The 17722-nt window shown below is 68.3% G+C and carries 11 protein-coding genes; 6 read left to right on the top strand and 5 right to left on the bottom strand.

The window, feature by feature from the left end; all coding sequences use genetic code 11:
- Nucleotides 1–11 precede the first annotated feature (11 nt).
- Complete coding sequence (locus EV652_RS15785) at nt 12–599, top strand: DJ-1/PfpI family protein (protein WP_132209884.1); 588 nt, start codon at nt 12–14, stop codon at nt 597–599.
- Between the two features lie 98 nt (nt 600–697).
- Here the strand turns inward: EV652_RS15785 and EV652_RS15780 are convergent, their stop codons facing one another.
- On the bottom strand, nt 698–1930 hold the full coding sequence (locus EV652_RS15780) for an aldose epimerase family protein (protein WP_132209883.1): 1233 nt from the start codon (nt 1928–1930) through the stop codon (nt 698–700).
- A 240-nt stretch (nt 1931–2170) separates the two neighbouring features.
- Here EV652_RS15780 and EV652_RS15775 point away from each other — a divergent pair, with 240 nt between their 5' ends.
- From EV652_RS15775 to EV652_RS15765, 3 genes are all read left to right on the top strand, one after another.
- Nucleotides 2171–2770: a cysteine hydrolase family protein gene (locus EV652_RS15775; RefSeq protein WP_199238209.1), complete on the top strand. Its 600-nt coding sequence runs from the start codon at nt 2171–2173 to the stop codon at nt 2768–2770.
- 4 nt (nt 2771–2774) lie between these two features.
- Nucleotides 2775–3704, top strand: a complete 930-nt coding sequence (locus EV652_RS15770; RefSeq protein ID WP_132209882.1) for a GlxA family transcriptional regulator — start codon at nt 2775–2777, stop codon at nt 3702–3704.
- A 116-nt stretch (nt 3705–3820) separates the two neighbouring features.
- Entirely contained in the window at nt 3821–5944 is a 2124-nt protein-coding gene (locus EV652_RS15765; RefSeq protein WP_242001796.1) for an MMPL family transporter, read from the top strand.
- A 149-nt stretch (nt 5945–6093) separates the two neighbouring features.
- On the opposite strand, the gene EV652_RS15760 is transcribed toward EV652_RS15765, so the two are convergent.
- Together EV652_RS15760 and EV652_RS15755 are read right to left on the bottom strand one after the other, a co-directional pair.
- Nucleotides 6094–9255 (bottom strand): glycoside hydrolase family 3 protein, encoded by a 3162-nt coding sequence (locus EV652_RS15760; RefSeq protein ID WP_132209880.1) that lies wholly within the window; start codon nt 9253–9255, stop codon nt 6094–6096.
- Nucleotides 9256–9351: 96 nt separating this feature from the next.
- On the bottom strand, nt 9352–10056 hold the full coding sequence (locus tag EV652_RS15755) for a hypothetical protein (protein ID WP_132209879.1): 705 nt from the start codon (nt 10054–10056) through the stop codon (nt 9352–9354).
- A gap of 132 nt (nt 10057–10188) precedes the next feature.
- Here EV652_RS15755 and EV652_RS15750 point away from each other — a divergent pair, with 132 nt between their 5' ends.
- Nucleotides 10189–11151 (top strand): LLM class F420-dependent oxidoreductase, encoded by a 963-nt coding sequence (locus tag EV652_RS15750; RefSeq protein WP_132209878.1) that lies wholly within the window; start codon nt 10189–10191, stop codon nt 11149–11151.
- A gap of 1 nt (nt 11152) precedes the next feature.
- Here the strand turns inward: EV652_RS15750 and EV652_RS15745 are convergent, their stop codons facing one another.
- Nucleotides 11153–12208: an acyltransferase family protein gene (locus EV652_RS15745; protein ID WP_132209877.1), complete on the bottom strand. Its 1056-nt coding sequence runs from the start codon at nt 12206–12208 to the stop codon at nt 11153–11155.
- A 193-nt stretch (nt 12209–12401) separates the two neighbouring features.
- Here EV652_RS15745 and EV652_RS15740 point away from each other — a divergent pair, with 193 nt between their 5' ends.
- On the top strand, nt 12402–16088 hold the full coding sequence (locus EV652_RS15740; RefSeq protein ID WP_242001795.1) for a S8 family peptidase: 3687 nt from the start codon (nt 12402–12404) through the stop codon (nt 16086–16088).
- Nucleotides 16089–16183: 95 nt separating this feature from the next.
- On the opposite strand, the gene EV652_RS15735 is transcribed toward EV652_RS15740, so the two are convergent.
- Nucleotides 16184–17533: a lytic transglycosylase domain-containing protein gene (locus EV652_RS15735; protein ID WP_132209876.1), complete on the bottom strand. Its 1350-nt coding sequence runs from the start codon at nt 17531–17533 to the stop codon at nt 16184–16186.
- Between the last annotated feature and the right edge of the window lie 189 nt (nt 17534–17722).

The raw sequence follows: 17722 nt of genomic DNA, 5'->3' as shown, positions 1-17722 counted from the left end.
GGCTGAGGGGTATGCGGATCGACGTACTGATGTTCGAAGGAGTGGCCGAGGTCGACGCGCTGGCGACGTACGCGGTGTTCGCGAACGCGAAGCGGCGCGGGCTGGCGGTGGATCCCCGGCTCGTGACGGCCGACGGGGTGACCGAGGTGACCGGGTGCTACGGGACGACGTTCGCGGGCCTGGAGCCGTGGTCACCTAGTACGGCGCGGGTGCTCGCGGTGTCCGGCGGCTGGATTCTGGAGGAGATCGAGCGCGGTGTGATTCCGAAGCAGCTGGCGGAGGCGAAGCGGGCCGGAGGCAACAACCTGATCCTGGCCGGGATCGACTCGGGCTCGCTGCTGCTCGGCGCCGCCGGTCTCATCGACGGCCGTCCTGCCACGACCCACCGCGCCGACTACGAACGCCTGGCGCAATGGGCCGAGGTCATCGATGCACGGATCGTCGACGACGGCGACCTGGTCACCTGCGGCACCGGCTGGTTCGCCGGCGTCGACCTCGCCTACTGGCTGCTGGAACGCGAACTGGACGCGGCCGCAGACGTCGTCGCTCTAGAACAATGGATCGGCCGCGACCGCCAGGGCACTGTTTGGCGGAGGTAGGCGCGGACCGCCAGGCCATCACAATCGCCGTCACGCCGCGCGGTCAGGCAGGAGTGCCGTTCTGATCCGCGATGTTGATGGCCTGGGCGTCCGGGTTGCTACTTGGTGCCGAAGGTGTAGGTGGTGGTGGAGGTGTAGGTCTCGCCGGGGCGGAGGACGGTGGAGGGGAAGTTGGGGTGGTTGGGGGAGTCGGGGAAGTGCTGGGTCTCGAAGGCGAAGGCGTCGCCCTGGCGGTAGGACTTGTTACCGATGCCCTGGAAGGTGCCGTCGAGGAAGTTGCCGCTGTAGAACTGGGCCCCCGGCTCGCTGGTGTGGACGGTGACGGTGCGGCCCTCCTCCGGCTCCCAGAACCGGGCGGCGTAGCGCAGGCCGTCCTTGCCGGCGTCGGCGCCGAGGACGAAGTTGTGGTCGTACCCGCGCCCGATCACCAGTTGAGGGTGGTCGTCCCGGATCCGCTTGCCGATCGCGGTCGGCTTACTGAAGTCGAACGGCGTACCGGCTGTCGGCGCGATCTCGCCGGTCGGGATCAGCCCGGCATCGACCGGGGTGTACGACGGTGCGTCCATTTGCAGCACGTGGCCGTCGATGGAGCCACTGCCCTCGCCGGCCAGGTTGAAGTACACGTGGTTGGTCAGGTTCACGATGGTCGGCTTGCCCGCGACGGTCGCGTGGTAGTCGATCCGAAGGGTGTCGCGCCGGTCGAGGGTGTAGGTCACGGTCGTGGTCAGCTCACCGGGGAAGCCCATCTCGCCGTCCGGGCTGACGTAGCTGAACGCGACCCCGACCGCCTTGTCGCTGCGGACGACCTTGGCCGTCCACACCTTCTTGTCGAATCCGATGGTGCCGCCGTGCAACGCGTTCTCGCCGTTGTTGATCGGGATCTGGTACGTCGTCCCGTTCAGCGTGAACTGCCCCTTCGCGATCCGGTTGCCGTACCGGCCGATGGTCGAGCCGAAGTACGGACTGAGCGTCGCGTAGTCCGGCAGGTTGTCGAAGCCGAGGCTGATGTTCTCTGTCCGGCCACGCCGGTTCGGGGTCTCGACCCGCTGGATGGTGGCGCCCCAGGTCAGCATCGAGATGGTGACCCGGCCGTTGGTGAACGTATAGACGTCGACCTTCTGGCCGTCAGGAGTCGTGCCGAACGGATCCTTGCGGATCTCGAACCTGCCGTGATGTTCGCCCATGGCGGTCAACTTATCCGGCGTACCAGCGATCGAACTGGCCTGGGTGGCGGCGTCCGCGGTGCTGCTGAGAGCGCCCGCGGCAGCGGCACCCAACCCGAGCGCGCCGGCCGTGCGGAGGACCTGGCGGCGGGGTAGGTGGTCGGGCATCGGATTCCCCTCACTTGAATCGACGGTGTGCGGCGAGAGCCCAAAGAAATCCATGCAGCCACGCCGACCCTTGGCACCATAAGCACGCCAGTCCAGTGTTTGGAATGGTTCGTCACCGTTCGAATTCGTCCGATGACTGCACGATGATCGAAACCCTCCTGGACCGCTGACCGGATCGGTCCGCCAGCGGCCCTGATCGGGCCTTCTCCGGTACGCCGACCGGCCGCGAGCATGGACGGTATGAGCCGAACCGCACTGATCGTGATCGACGTCCAGGAATCCTTCCGGATCCGCCCGAACTGGCAGGCAGTGAACCACCCCGACATCGCCGAGCGGGTCGACCGCCTGGTCCGGGCAGCCCGGGACAAGGGCGACCTGGTGATCTGGGTGCTGCACACCGAGCCTGGTACCGGCGGTGCGTTCGACCCGGTCAACGGCCAGGTCCGGCTGATCGAGGGTCTCGAACCACTGCCCAGCGAGCCTGTGATCACCAAGACGTCCCACAACGCCTTCACCACAACGAATCTGCAGCAGCTCCTCACTCAGCACGGCGTCACCGAGCTGGTGATCAGCGGTATCCGGACCGAGCAGTGCTGCGAGACGACCACGCGGGTCGCCTCCGACTTCGGGTACGACGTCGTGTTCGTCACCGAGGCGACCGCGACCACCCCGCTGCCGCACTGGACGATGCCGGCCGACGCGACTCTCGAGGAGATCCTGGCCGATCCGCGGACGCTCAGTCCTGAGGTCGTCACCGAGCGAACCGAGTACGCCCTGGCCGGCCGGTTCGCCACCATTCGGACGCTCGACGAACTGACCGGCGTACCCGTGCCATCCTGACCAGATGAGCCCTACCCAGGTCGCCTTCCTACTGGTGCCGAAGCTGCACCTGCTGGATCTGGCCGGGCCGGCGCAGGTCTTCTCGACCGCGAACGACCTCGGGTACGGCTACCAGTTGAGCTACGTGGCCGAGACCGACGAGATCCTCACGGCTCAGGGCGTCCCGGTCAAGGCTCGGCTGGACTGGCCCGACCTCGGTCCGAACGACCTGATCGTCGTACCGGGCTGGAGGTCGCCGCGGCTGTCGCCGGTGCCGCCGATCGGGCCGGAGACCAGGCAACGGTTGCGCACTCACCACGCGGCCGGCGGATCGGTGGCGAGTGTGTGCTCGGGAGCTGATGCACTCGGGGCGGCCGGGTTGCTCGACGGCCGGCGGTACACCACGCACCACGACCTGACCGACGAACTGGCGGCGCGGTACCCGAAGGCAACGATCGTGCGGGACGTCCTCTATGTCATGGACGATCGGGTGATCACGTCCGCCGGGATCGCCAGTGGCATCGACCTCGCGCTGCAGCTGGTCGCCGGCGCGCGTGGTGCCGAGGCGGCCGCGCGGGTGGCGCGGGAGATGGTCGTCTACGCGCGGCGCAACGGCGACGAGTTGCAGGAGAGCGCAATGCTGCGGCATCGCAGTCACCTCAGCGATCTCGCCCACCGCGTGCAGGACGTCATCGATGCCCGGTACGCCGACCGCCTGCTGCTCTCCGACCTCGCCCGCCAGGTCGATGTGAGCGAGCGGACCCTGACCCGGATCTTCACCACCGCGACCGGGCTGACCCCGCTGCGCTACCAGCAACTCCTGCGGCTCGAGCGCGCCGAACACCTGATCGGCCACGGTGCGACGGTCGAGGCGGCCGCGCGGGCGGTCGGCTTCGAGGACGCCCGGATGCTCCGCCGCCTCCGCTCCCGCACCGCCGAACCTGTCGCAGGGTAGGCCTAGGTCCACCCCGTCGGGGGGCTCAAGACTCCTGAGTTCCGCTCGTGCTCCGGTCAGGCTCGTCCTGACCGAACCAACGAGAGGTGGCCAGGGTGAGCAGGGGATCAGTAACTGTGCGCGTTGCGCGCTGGAGTGCAACCCATCCATGGCGGGCGATCGGCCTCTGGCTGCTGCTCGTCGTCGTCGCGGTCGGGATGTCGGTGGCCATCCCGAAGCAGCAGACCGAGAGCAAGGACAACTGGGTCGGCCAGTCCGGCCAGGCCGCGGAACTGATCGAGAAGGCAGGACTCGGCGACCGCCCGACCGAGACCGTCCTGCTGACCGATCCGGACGGACCGCTGGACAAGGCGGCCGCGAGTACGGCGATCGCCCAGCTCCAGCAGAAGCTCAAGGCGCTGGACTCGATCCAGGCGGTCGGGCAGCCGGTCTGGTCCGAGAACGGCAAGGCCGCACTCGTCCCGATGGAGCTGAAAGGTTCACCGGACGATGCGTCCGACAACATCGAGGAGATCGTCGCCACCACCGCCGAGGTACAGAAGGCGAACCCCGACCTGAGCATCGCGCAGGCCGGTAGTGCGTCGGTGGATGCTGGTATCTGGAAGCAGGTCGGCTCCGACCTCGCGAAGGCGGAGAAGCTCAGCCTGCCGATCACCTTCGCGTTGATGCTGCTGGCCTTCGGCGCGTTGATCGCGGCCGGAATCCCGGTCCTGCTGGCGTTCTCGGCCGTCGGCGCCGCCCTCGGCTTCTACGCGCCGCTGTCCTACTTGTTCCCGGACGGTGGTTCGGTGGCGAACGTCGTACTGCTGATCGGTATGGCGGTCGGCGTCGACTACTCGCTCTTCTACCTCAAGCGTGAACGCGAGGAACGCCGTAAGGGCCGCACCACTCTGGACGCTGTCGAGATCGCTGCCGCGACGTCCGGGCACTCGGTGGTCGTCTCCGGTCTCGCCGTGATCGTCTCGATGGCCGGCCTGTACGTCTCGCAGGACGCGACCTTCACGTCGATGGCGACGGCAACGATCGTGGTCGTCGCGGTGGCGGTGCTCGGTTCGCTGACCGTGTTGCCCGCCCTGCTCGCGAAGCTGGGTCACCGGGTCGACCGCCCGCGGGTCCCGCTGTTGTGGCGGCTCAACCGGCGCATCGGTCCGGGCGGCATCAGCCGTCGCATCCTGGCTCCGGTACTGCGTTATCCGCGCGCCGCACTGGTGATCTCCGCGGCCGCTGTGGTCGCGCTCGCCGTACCAGCACTCGGGATGAAGACCGAGCCGGCCGATCTGAACACGCTGCCGCAAAGCATCCCCGAGGTACGCACGTTCAAGGAACTGCAGGCGAACTTCCCGTCCCAGGGCGGTCTTTCGTACGACGTGGTTGCACAGGGCGGAGGTGCGGTCGCGGCGTTGACCGGGCTGCAGGAGTCCGCAGTACAGACCGGCAAGTTCGTCGTACCGCCGGGGGAGGCGATCCGGCAGGCGGATGGCACCGCGGTACTGACGTTGGTGTCGGTGCTGCCGGAGAGCAGTGCCAACGGCGAGGCCGCGCTGAGTCAGCTGCGAACGGAGTTGGCGCCGGCTGCGCTGGGGTCGGTGACCTGGGCAGTCGGTGGCGAGTCGGCGGAGTCGGTTGACTATGGCAACAATCAGCGGGACAGGCTGCCCTATGTGATCGCGTTCGTGCTGGCGCTGACGCTGGTGATGATGGCGGTAACGTTCCGGAGCCTGGCGATCGCGTTGGTGACGACGGTGCTGAACCTGGCCTCGGTGGCTGCGTGCTTCGGCGTACTGGCGCTGGTGTTCCAGCACACGTGGGCGGAAGGACTGCTCGGGTTCACGTCGGCCGGGTTCGTGGTGTCGTGGATCCCGCTGTTCCTCTTCGTGATCCTGGTCGGGTTGTCGATGGACTACCACGTGTTCGTGCTCGGCCGGATCCGGGAAGGCGTCGCGGAGGGGTTGACGCCGCGGGAGGCTGTTCGCAAGGGCATCACCGAGTCGGCCGGTGTGGTGACCAGTGCGGCCGCGGTGATGGTCTCGGTCTTCGCGGTCTTCGCCACCCTCGGCATGCTCGAGATGAAGCAGATGGGTGTCGGCCTGGCCGTTGCCGTCCTCATCGACGCGACCCTGGTCCGGATCGTGATGCTGCCCTCGATCATGGTCCTGCTCGGCCGGAAGGCCTGGTGGCCGAACAAGCTGTCGGCCAGGCCCACGCCCGAGGTCCGCGACCGCGAGGTCGTCGCGGTCTAGACCGTTTCGAACCTTTTCGCCGGAACCTGCGTCTACCTGTCGGAACGGCACTGACCTGGGGGGACCACGCGGGGGCGTTGGCGATCAGGGGCGTCGACGTGGGGATGGGCGGGACGGATGAGGGGGGCTCTCCGTCCCGCCCATTGGGCTTACCTCAGCCGGTAGGCCGCGGCCAGCTTGTCGACCGCGGCCTGCAGGTTCCCGGTGAGGAGCAGGTGCTCCGCATCGGAGGTGAGCTTCGAGGTCGGCTCGTCGACGTTCGGCCCGATCCTGTTCTGCGCGATCCAGCGAGCAGCGCTGACGACCGCATCGCCCTCGGCGTAGGAGTCCGCCTTGGTCCGCTCCAGGTACTTCCCGGACTGGGCGAGGGCGGCCAGGGCAATGGTTGCCTGTGGCCCTGACCAGTCCTTGACGTGGAGTGCGACTCCGGCGGCGACACCTGCGGCCAGCGCATACGGATCCTGCTTCTGCAGCAGGACGTTGCGCGCCTCGGCCAACTTCTGCCGGGCCGTCGCCTGCGTGCTCAGACCCCAGCCGTAGGGGTACTGCGGATCGTAGGACGCGTCACCGACATTCAACGGCTGCTGATCTTCCGCCCGGGGCCAGCTGACCGGGAGGCGACCGGTGAAGGGCCGCTTGCCGAAGAGCACGTCGGCGACGCCTGCACCCTCGGTGCCGGGAAGCCACGACGCCACCAGAGCATCGATCGCGCCGAGCTGGTCGGCGATCACCTGCGGCCGGCCGGACACGATCAGCACGACACACTTCATCGCCGCGCACACCTTGTCCACCGCGGCCTTGTCGGCGTCCGACAGCAACAGGTCGTGACCGTTGCCCACGTCACCGATCCCCTCGGCGTACGGGCGTTCGCCGACCACGACCATGCCGACGTCATGACCGTCCAGCGGAGCCGATGCGTCCGCGCTGAACGTTGCCGACGGCGCCACCTGCTTGATCCCGTCCAGGATCGTCGTACCGGTGGTCGTCGTACCCGAACCGCCCTGCCAGCTGATGCTCCAGCCGCCCATCTGGTTGCCCAGGTCGTTCGCGTTGCTCCCGGCAACGTAGACCTTCGCGGTGGCGGCCAGGGGCAGCAGGTTGCCGTCGTTCTTCAACAGGACCTGGGACTTCGCCGCCGCTTCGCGGCCGACCGCGCGATGGGCGGCCGACCCGACCTCGGCGATGCGCGAGGTGTCGGCGTACGGCTGCTCGAAGAGGCCGAGCTTGAACTTCTCGGTCAGGATCCGGCGGACCGCGTCGTCGATCCGGCTCAGCGGGATCCGGCCCGCGGTCACCTCGTCGGTCAGGCCCTGGGTGAAGCCCTGGTAGTTCGTCGGCACCATGATCATGTCGAGGCCGGCGTTGATCGACGTCCGGATGTCACTCGGGTAGTCACCCGGCAGTTGGTCGATCGCCTGCCAGTCGCTGATCACGAACCCGTCGAAGCCCATCCGCTCCTTCAGCACCCCGTTGATCAGCTCACCACTGCCGTGCATCTTCACGGGTGCCTGGCCATCGATGGCGACACTCGAGTACGACGGCATCACGGTGCCGACCCCGAGATCCACCGACGTCTTGAACGGCGCCAGGTGCAGTGTCTCCAACTGCTGACGGGTGACCTCGGTGATGCCCTGGTCGATCGTGTACGAGCCGGTTGTCGACGATCCGTACGTCGTACCGCCGTCACCGACGAAGTGCTTCGCCGTCGCCAGCACGCGGTTGTTCTGCTTGAGCTGGCTGCCGTCGGCCTTGCCCTGCATGCCGGTGATCACGGTCGCCATTGACTGCACCAGGGCCGGGTCCTCGCCGTACCCCTCGTACGCCCGGCCCCACCGGTCGTCGCGCACCACGCACACACACGGTGCGAAGTCCCACGGGATGCCGGTCGCACGGACCTCAGTCGCGGTCACTTCACCGGTACGCCGGGCCAGGTCCGGATCGCGGGTCGCGCCGATGCCGATGTTGTGCGGCAGGATCGTCGCGCCGACCACATTGTTGTGCCCGTGCACCGCGTCGACGCCGTAGATCAACGGGATCTGCAGCCGGGTCGCCTGTGCGTTCAGCTGGAAGTTGTCGATCATCGCGGCCCACGCGGCCGGGGTGTTCGGGGTCGGCACCGAGCCGCCGCCGGACAGCAACGAGCCGAGCGCGTACGACGCGATATCGGTGCGCGACCGGAGTGCGTTGCGTTCGGCCTGGGTCATCTGCCCGACCTTCTCCGCCAGGTTCATCCGCGCGAGCAGGTCCGCGACGCGCTTCGTCAGCGGGAGCTTGCCGTTGAGGTACGGCAGGTCGTGCGCGTTGATCACGACGGTCGGCTGGGTCGACGGCGCCTTTGCTCCGGTGACGGTGAGCTCCAGCGGGATCGTCTCGGCGACCTCGGCGGTGCGGTCCTTGCGGGTCGCGACGTCCACGGTTTGTGTGGTGCCGGACGGCGTACCCGCTGGGAAGGTGAAGGTCCCGGTGACCGGCGTGTAGTCGTCGGAGCCGGCGCTTCCGGTGCCGGTCTGGTAGGCGACGGTGACCGGTTCCTCGAGTGGCGTGCTGCCGGTCGTCGCAACGGAGATCTTGACCTTCGCGGTGCCGCCCTCCTTGACCGGGTAGACGCCGGCGTCGGTGACGACACTCGCCTTCAGTGCCGGGTCGGCCTTGCCGAACACCTCGACCTGGTCGATCGCGAACTCGCCCGGCGACCCGGCCGGCATGGTGAAGGCATAGCCCCACATGTGGGTCAGGTTGAGTACCTGGTCGATCCCGCCGACCGGTTGGTAGTCGGTGCGGTAGACCAGGTCGCTGAACGGGATCTCGACCAGGTGCCAGCCCTGCCAGTCGTCGGTGAAGCTGGTGTTCCACAGCTCGGACGCCTCGGCGTTGGCGCCGCCGTCCTTGATCTCGAAGAAGATCCGTTTCCCCGACCCGGGCGGCAGCGGGGCGGTGTTCTGGCCGTACCACCAGAACCGGATGCCCTTGTGCGCCGACCAGTCACCAGGGTTCTGGTCGAACGTCACGTCGTGGCTGAACCCGCCCCAGCCGCTGATGTTGTAGGTCCCGTGCAACACCTTCTCGCCGGCCGGCGCATCCGCCCGCGCCTGCAGTTCCATCGTCGGCGGGTCGTCACCGTCACTGCCCCACCCGAAGATCCCCGGATTCGGCGGCGACGCGAACGGCTCCGCCCCCTCGAACGCCGCCAGCACGATCGGCGCCGGATCATCGGCCACCGCCGGCAGCGGCAACAGCCCGATCAACAACCCACCTGCGGTGATGAGCGCCGTACGGCGTCTCGACCGGCGAACAACAGGCCACCTGGGCATGGGCGACTCCTAGCCTCGGGCGCGGGCCACACCCGCGTCTCGCGCCCGACTCTCAGCCCTCCCCACCCCCCGGTCAACCCCCCACCGGTTCCGGAACTAGAGCGCTCTCACCCATCCCTTGAGCGAGGCCCGATGAAGAACCTCTGGGCGCATGTGCGGCCGGGGTGGGGTTGGGGTGTGGTGGAAGCGCACGAGGGTGGCGGTGGGGATGGTGGCTTCGCCGAGGTTCAGCGTTCGGTGGGTGGCGACCCAGTCGATCAGCGCCTCCGGGTTGGCGATGTCGGTGGTGAAGTGGATGAGGTTCAGGTACCAGATGTCGCGGCGGCCGTGTGGGGTTTCGAACCAGGCGTCTGGGCCCAGTTCGGTCGTCAGGCGGTCCAGGAACAGGTCGGCCTGGTCGTCTGAGGGGACCGCACAGGCCATCACGCTGCCTGGGGTGAGGGTCAGGCCGGTGACCTCGATGCGAGCTGGTCCGGTGACGGCGGCGGCGCGGTCCATGGCGGCCTGGTAGCGGCGGATTGTGGGCTCGGTGGGGTCCACGGAAGCTCGGTACGTCTCCAGGGCACGGACCGTGAGGTGTGCGGACGATGCTTGGCCTGTGTGCCAGTGACCGGGGCCGGCCAACTCGGCCGCCTCGGCGGTGAGGGTGTCGAGGCGCTTGGCGAGAGCGCTGTCCGGTGGAGGGCCCAGTACGACGCTGACGGGCCAGCGGCCGCCCTCGCGTGGAGGTTCGTCGCGGTGGTGGTTCCCGGCGGCGATGAGTGGGACGGCCGTGGTGAAGAGTTGGTCGAACGTGGTCATGGTCCTCCCGGATCGGTGGTCGCCGGGGATACGACGCCGGGAGGGATTCAGAAGTTGTAGTGGTCCGATTGAGTGCAAATTCAGTAGCCAGAGTGATGGACCCTGGTGGGTGCGGCCGGAAAGGATGTCAGCATGACTACACGTTTCGGCATCTTTGTTCCGCAGGGCTGGAAGATGGATCTGGCGCAGATCGCGGATCCGGTGGAGCAGTGGGAGGCGATGACGGCGGTCGCCAAGCGCGCCGACGACCAGTCGTGGGACTCGATCTGGCTGTTCGACCACTTCCACACCGTGCCGGAGCCCAGTGACAACACCACCTTCGAGTGCTGGAGCGCGACCGCGGCGCTGGCCCGCGACACCCAGCGGGTGAACATCGGCCAGATGGTCGGCTGCAACGGGTACCGCAACCCCGCGCTGTACGCGAAGATCGCGTCCACCGTCGACGTCGCCAGCCACGGTCGCCTGTACGCCGGAATCGGCGCGGGCTGGTACGAGCACGAGTGGAAGGCGTACGGCTACGACTGGACCGAGGTGAAGCCCCGGATGGCCGCCTTCCGCGAGGCGACCGAGATCATCGTCAAGATGTGGACCGAGGACAAGCCGGTCTACAACGGCAAGTACTACTCGATCGACAAGCCGATCAACGAGCCGAAGGGTGTCCGCAAGCCGCACCCGAGCTTCTGGATCGGCGGCGGCGGTCCGCAGGTGACGCTGAAACTGGTCGCGCAGTACGCCGACGCGGCGAACATCGGCGGCGGCAACCCCGAGGTGATCAAGGAGAAGTGCGCGATCCTGCGCGGGCACTGCGAGAAGGTCGGCCGCGACTACGACGAGATCATCAAGTCGACCAACTTCAACATCTTCCCGATCGACAAGGGTGACGACCCGCAGCGGGCCACCGAGAAGGCGCTCGGCCCGATGAACCGGGAGAAGTTCGACAAGGACAACTTCGTCGCCACCGAGGACGAGATCGCGAACAAGGTCGAGGCCGCCCTGGAGGCCGGCGCCGACTACGTGAACTTCTACGTCCCCGGCGTCGCGTACGACCTGGACCTGGTCGACCGCGCCGAGCAGGTCGCCAAGCGCTTCGCCTGATTCAGAGCACGGCCCGTACGCCGGGGAGCCGGCGTACGGGGCCTGCCAGTAGGAAGCAGACCGGGAGCACCACGACTGCGGCGATGACGAACTTCGCCAGCGTCGGCACCTCCAGCACACTCAAGGCGCGCGCCGCCGCGATCACCACGAACGCATGGATCACGTACACCGTGAATGCGTGCCTGGACAGATACCGGCCCAGCGAACCCTGCGTGTTGAACCGGCGGCGGAAGAACGTGACCAGCGCGAGCACGAGGCCGACCGCGAACGTGGAATCCCACAGCGCGTAGAACAGCGAGCTCAGTGTGCCGTGCCCGACCCACGCATCGGCTCCGAGGACCAGCGCGAGCGGCAGGAACACCAGCGTGGCGCCGATCGCCAGCCCGAGCCCGACCCTCCCCATCCGAGGTGTGATGGTCGACAACCAGTCCCGCCGGTACGCCACGATCCCCAGGACGAAGAAGCTCACGTACTGCGGAAGGTAGGTGCTGGTCGGGAAGTCGATGACCGGCACCCAGGTGCCCATCGGCGCCACGATCCGCAGCGCGTAGGTCACCAGCGCCACCACGAACCCGATCACGGCACGATAAGTGAGCGCCCCGGAGCCCCGCAGCCGCCGGTTCCCGGTGAAGTGGCGGAAGGCGACGTACGACCCGTCGAAGACGAGCAGCGCGAGCACGAACCACAACGGCCCCGAGCCGATGGAGTGCAGGTAGCTGGTGTGGGAGCCGACGTACAGGATCGGGTTGAGCATGAAGTAGAAGGCCAGCAACGGGATCCCGAGCCGGATCAGCCGGTCGCGGAGAAACGCGCGCGGGCCCTTGCGGTCGTACGACGCGGGCGTGAAGTAGCCGGAGAGCAGGAAGAAGGCGCCCATGAACCACGCCTGGTTGACCAGCAGGAAGACCGTCAACCAGAGCGCGACCGCTCCACTGGTCGGCTCCTCGGTGTAGTACCAGAGCCCCATCCCGCTGTACGTGACCGCGATGTGGTGGAGGACCACCAGCACGGTCAGCAGCACCCGCAGGTTGTCCACGAACCACAGTCTTTTCTCCATACCGTCGAACCTAGGAAGCGCCCGGCCGCAGCGATATCCGCCTGGACGCACGCCTGGGTGGGGCTGGACCCACTTGACCAGAACCAGCCATGGCGGATGTCCGTCACGAAGACCGGTGGACCGGGGCTGAGGGCAACTGTCAGGCTCCGGAAGATGGCCTCGCGTGGGTCGAGGCATCGGGAGGTATCCGCCTGTGAGTACCCGATCGTCACGTCTCGCGAAGAGCCTGCTCGCGATGGTGGTCGCCAGTTCCCTGACGCTGGCGACCACCTCGGCTCAGGCCGCTGACCCCGGAAACACCAGCACCACCGAACGGCCGACACCGGGTGCGAGTACGCACCGGATCACCCTCGTCACGGGTGATGTCGCCGAACTGACCACCAGCTCGAACGGCCAGGTCTCCGCCCGGCTGACCAGCGACGAGCCGTACTACTTCGGCAACTTCGACGGCGACCTCACCCTGGTCCCGGCGGAGGCGTACCCGCTGCTCACCGAAGGCCGTCTCGACAAGCGACTCTTCAACCTCACCGACCTGGTCGCCCAGGGGTACGACGACGCGAAGAGCGACCGGCTGCCGCTCCTCCTCACTGCGCCGTCGACCCTGCGCAGCACCCCGCCCGCGCCTCAGGCAGCGACCGTCCGCCGGACGCTGCCCAGCGTCGGCAGCACCGCGGTCAACGTGCAGAAGTCGGACGCCAAGACCTTCTGGGACAGCGTCAGCGGCCCGACCACCTTCAAGTCGGGTAGCCAGGTCAGCAAGATCTGGCTCGACGGCCGCACCCGCGCCACCCTCGACCAATCGACGAAACAGATCGGTGCCCCGGCCGCCTGGAAGTCCGGGTACGACGGCCGCGGCGTCAAGGTGGCCGTCCTCGACACCGGGTACGACGCCGGCCACCCCGACCTGGCCAAGCAGGTGATCGCCTCGGAGAGCTTCATCCCCGACCAGGCGGTCCAGGACCTGCACGGCCACGGCACCCACACCGCGTCGATCGTGGCCGGCCTCGGTACGGCGTCCGACGGCAAGCGCAAGGGCGTCGCGCCGGGTGCGGAACTGCTGATCGGCAAGGTGCTCGACAACGGCGGCGGCGGGTACGACTCCGAGGCGATCGCTGGGATGGAGTGGGCCGTCCAGCAGGGCGCCAAGGTGGTCAGCATGAGCCTCGGCGGCTGGCCGACCGACGGCTCCGACCCGATGAGCCAGGCCGTCGACCGGCTCTCCAAGTCCAGCGGCGCCCTGTTCGTCATCGCGGCCGGTAACGCCGGCGCCGAGGAAACCGTTGGTTCTCCCGGCGCGGCGGCCGAGGCGCTGACCGTCGGCGCGGTCGACCGCGACGACCAGCTCGCGTACTTCTCCAGCCGCGGCCCACGCCTCGGCGACGGCGCGCTGAAGCCCGAGGTGACCGCGCCCGGCGTCGAGATCGCGGCCGCCCGCGCGGCCGGCACCGTGCAGGGCCACGTGCTCAGCCAGTACTACACGGCGATGAGCGGCACCTCGATGGCGACGCCGCACGTCGCCGGCGCCGCCGCGATCCTGTCACAGCGGCACCCGGACTGGACCGGCTCGCAACTGAAGGCTGCCCTCGCCGCGACCGCTGTCCCGTCGGCCGCGGCAAGGACCGATCAGCAGGGCCTCGGCCGGATCGACATCCCGAAGGCACTCGACCCGAAGGTCCTGCCGGACACCGCGAACCTGTTCTTCGGCGACCTGTCCTGGAGCGGACCCACCGCACCCGTGCCGGTCACCCGTAAGGTTGCCTACCGCAACAACTCGGACAAGCCGGTCACTCTCGACCTGACCGTCGATGCCCAGTCGCCCGCCAAGGTCAAGGCGGCCATCACGGTCAACCCGGCCCGGCTGACGATCCCGGCCGGCGGTACGGCGTCCGCGACCGTCACCCTCGACCTGGCCAAGACCCAGCCGGCCAAGTACTCCGGCGTCGTCACGGCACGTTCGGGCAGCACGTCGTACCGGACCGGTCTCGCGTTCGCGGCCGGGGGACGGATGCACCAGGTGACGGTGAAGGGGATCGGGCGCGACGGTCAGCCCGCGACCACGAAGACCGGGGCGAGCGGCGTGCAGCTGTGGAACCAGGCCACCGGTGACGTGAACGGGATCGCCTTCGACCAGACCGGCAGCCGGACCCTCGAGGTGCCGACCGGGCGGTACAGCGTGATGGCGTACGCGATGGGCGGCGACGAGGCGAACTGGACGAACTCGGTCACCCTGATGGGCGACCCGGACGAGTGGATCGACCGCGACCGCACCTTCACCTTCGACGCCCGTCAGGCGAACAAGGTCACAGTGAAGACCCCGCTGCGGGCCGACGGGCAGCGGGTCGGCCTCGCCTGGCACCGCAAGATCGGCGACCGCGACGCGGTCTCCGGCTGGGCCTACGACGAGCGGGTCATGAACGGTGTTTACGTGCAGGACTTCGGAAAGGTTGCCAACGGCACCTTCCAGGTCGTGCAGCGCTGGGACCTCGCCCAGCCCAAGCTGACCGTCGACGTCAGCGGCACGGGCAGCAGCTTCCGCCTGCCGACCCCGGACGAAGCGTCGTACCGGACTGTCTTCGTGGGGAACGAGAAACTGCCGCTCTACAACGGCGGCGACGGTACGGCGGCCGAGTTGGCCGGAGCCAAGGACAAGGTGGCGCTGGTCCGCTGGCGCTCCCTCAACCAGGTCGTGCCGCAGGTCAAGGCGGCGAAGGACGCCGGGGCCAAGGCGATCTTCATGTACAAGGAGGCGCCTGGGTTCTGGTCGACCGGGTCCGAGCAGGGCATCCCGTTCTACCTGCTGCGCGCCGAGCAGGGGAAGCAACTGCTCGATCTGCTGGCGAAGGGGCCGGTGACGTTCCAGCTCAACGGTCTGCTCGACAGCACCTACCGCTACGACCTGGCCGTCGGGCCGTCCACAGTGAGTGGGCCGCTGACGTACGACATCGCGAAGATGCGTCCGGCCGCGGTGACCACGAACTACAACCGCAACGACGCGTGGTACCTGCATCTCGACCAGCGGTCCGCCTACCTACCAGGCATCTCCACCGGTCTGTCCTCGTCGCGTCAGGTGACTGGACCGGTCGTCCGCACCGACTACCTGGCCACCGACGTCAAGGGCGTCACGTGGGACGAGCGGACTGTGGCGGGGGAGTGGAACGAGTCCGGGTACGAGTACACGATCGCCCGCGGCTACCGCCCGAACGAGAAGGTCACCCGCGGCTGGTGGGAGTCACTGACGCGGCCGGCGATCCCGTACAACGCCACCGGCAGCGAGTCCGAGGGCCTGCCGGTCGCCCGGTTCGAGAACGCGCTGCGGATCGCGATCCCGCAGTACGTGAGTGGCGACAGCGATACCTACGGTTGGGGCGACCGCGGTGACGTGACGAGCCTCAAGCTCAGCAGCAACGGCGTGGAGCTCGGTCGCAAGGACTGGTCCGTCGCGCAGTTCGCGATCCCGGCGAAGGCGGCCTGGTACGAACTGGTCCTGGACCAGAAGCGCGGGCCGAACAGTTGGGCGACCACCTCGACCGCGACCCACACCGAGTGGCGGTTCGTGTCCAAGCCGGCGCAGGGACGGTCGGTGCTGCCGCTCGTCCAGGTCGACTACAAGGTGGCCAATGGCTGGCTCGACCTGAAGCCCGGGTACCAGCCGGGTGCCCGCGGCCTGGGGTTGTTCCGGACCACCGCCGAGATCTCGTACGACGGCAAGACGTGGCAACGGCTCCACCTCAGCCCGCGTGGACTCGGCGGCACGGTGGGTGCGCGGATCCCGGTCGCGCCGGGGGATGCGTCGTACGCGAACGTCCGGGTGACGGCGACGGATCTGGTCGGCAACAAGATCAGCCAGACGATCGAGAAGGCCTGGGCCGTAGAACGATAAAAAAGGGCGACGCCACGAAGCCGGGGGGAGGTGCTCCGTGGCGTCGCCAGAGGCGCGCCCAGGGAGGGGTGGGGGCAGGCGCGCCGGTCAGTAGGTCAGCTTCCGCCCAGGCCTCCACCGAGGATGCCCAGCAGCCCGAGCAGGGACAGCAGGTTGCGGATGACCTGGTCGACGGCCTTGGTGCCGCCGGTCTGGTAGGCCGTGACGCACTTCTGCAGCTGCTCCTGCGACGGCTTGGTGATGGTCACCTTCGCCATCTCGGCCTGGCAGTACTGCGTCGCCTTGGTCAGCTCGGTCACCGTGCTGCCGACCGTGCCGACGATCAGGCCGGCGGCGGTCTGCAGGGTCGCCAGACCCGGCGCGCTCGGCGTCGTCGGCTTGGGCGGCTTCGGTGTCGGGACGGTCGGGTCGTCCGTCGACGGCTTGGTGGTCGGCTTCGTCGTCGGCTTGGTGGTCGACGGCGGGCTGGTCGGATCCGTGCTCGGCTTGCCGCTGGTCGACGGCGTCGGCTTCACCGTGGACGGGTAGGTCGGGTTGTCCACCGCCTGCGGCAGGTTGTCGTCGGCCGGGGCGTCGATGAGCTCGTCACCGATCTGGTCGCCTGCCCGGTCGATGCCCTGGTCGTCGTCCTCGGTCCCGTTGCCGACCGCGATCCAGCTGCCGCCGGCGTACGCCTTGGCGATGCTCAGCACCAGGTCGGCGTACTGCTGGGAGTGGTTGTAGCGCAGGACGGCCGAGTTCAGATCGCTCGCCTTGGACAGGTCGGTCTTGCCGGAGCACAGGTAGACCGCGGTCGCCATCGCCGCATCGTCGATGTCCTGCGGGTTGCGCACACCGTCGCCGTCGCCGTCCACAGCCATCGACCGCCAGGTGCCCGGGATGAACTGCATCGGGCCGACCGCGCGGTCGAAGGCGCCGTCACCGTCGAACGCACCCGCGTCGGTGTCGGTGATCCGCGCCGTACTGACGCCGTCCAGCCGGGGGCCGAAGATGCCCGGGACGGCGACGCCCTGGGAGTTCAGCGCGTTCCCGCCGAAGCGGCCGTGGTTCGACTCGACCCGGCCGATCGCGGCCACCAGCGTCCACGGCAGGTTGCAGGCCTGGTCGACCTGGGCCATTACCTGCTGGGCCCGGGAGTACGCCTTCAGAGCCAGGGTCGGGATCCCGTTCCGGGACAGGCCGGAGACGACCTGGGTCGGCTGCTCGCCGGGGTCGACACCGTGGCCGACCACACCCGGCACCGGCACGTTGGCCGGCGCGGTGATCGGTTTGGCGGGTACGACGACCGGATCCTTGCCGGACAGTCCCTGCTCCAGCGAGGCGGTGGCAACTGCCGGATCGTCCGTGGCGCTGACGGTGAACGCGCTAGCGAACAACGCCAACGGGATCAACGGCGCCACCTGACGCCATCCGTTACCCGTGGCGCGGCGCTTGCCCTTCGCCATCGATGATCCCCTCCGTGACTCATCGACCTGCCCGGCCCCACGCTGCGGACACGTCATTTCGTCTGATCGGTCGCCGTCGTTATTGGTCTAACGTCCGCCCCGTGCGTGGGTTACGCGCCGGACGAGACCGTGTACGAGCAGTCACCGGGTACCCATACTGGCGCGTAACAACGTACCTGTGAACCCCTG

The organism is Kribbella steppae (assembly GCF_004342025.1).
In the GTDB taxonomy this organism is placed as follows: domain Bacteria; phylum Actinomycetota; class Actinomycetes; order Propionibacteriales; family Kribbellaceae; genus Kribbella; species Kribbella steppae.
This window is presented reverse-complemented; position numbering and strand designations above follow the sequence as displayed.

Coding starts and splice junctions, on each gene's coding strand:
- EV652_RS15785 (WP_132209884.1), top strand. CDS start 12: ATGCGGATCGACGTACTGATGTTCGAAGGAGTGGCCGAGGTCGACGCG.
- EV652_RS15780 (WP_132209883.1), bottom strand. CDS start 1,930: ATGCCCGACCACCTACCCCGCCGCCAGGTCCTCCGCACGGCCGGCGCG.
- EV652_RS15775 (WP_199238209.1), top strand. CDS start 2,171: ATGAGCCGAACCGCACTGATCGTGATCGACGTCCAGGAATCCTTCCGG.
- EV652_RS15770 (WP_132209882.1), top strand. CDS start 2,775: ATGAGCCCTACCCAGGTCGCCTTCCTACTGGTGCCGAAGCTGCACCTG.
- EV652_RS15760 (WP_132209880.1), bottom strand. CDS start 9,255: ATGCCCAGGTGGCCTGTTGTTCGCCGGTCGAGACGCCGTACGGCGCTC.
- EV652_RS15755 (WP_132209879.1), bottom strand. CDS start 10,056: ATGACCACGTTCGACCAACTCTTCACCACGGCCGTCCCACTCATCGCC.
- EV652_RS15750 (WP_132209878.1), top strand. CDS start 10,189: ATGACTACACGTTTCGGCATCTTTGTTCCGCAGGGCTGGAAGATGGAT.
- EV652_RS15745 (WP_132209877.1), bottom strand. CDS start 12,208: ATGGAGAAAAGACTGTGGTTCGTGGACAACCTGCGGGTGCTGCTGACC.
- EV652_RS15735 (WP_132209876.1), bottom strand. CDS start 17,533: ATGGCGAAGGGCAAGCGCCGCGCCACGGGTAACGGATGGCGTCAGGTG.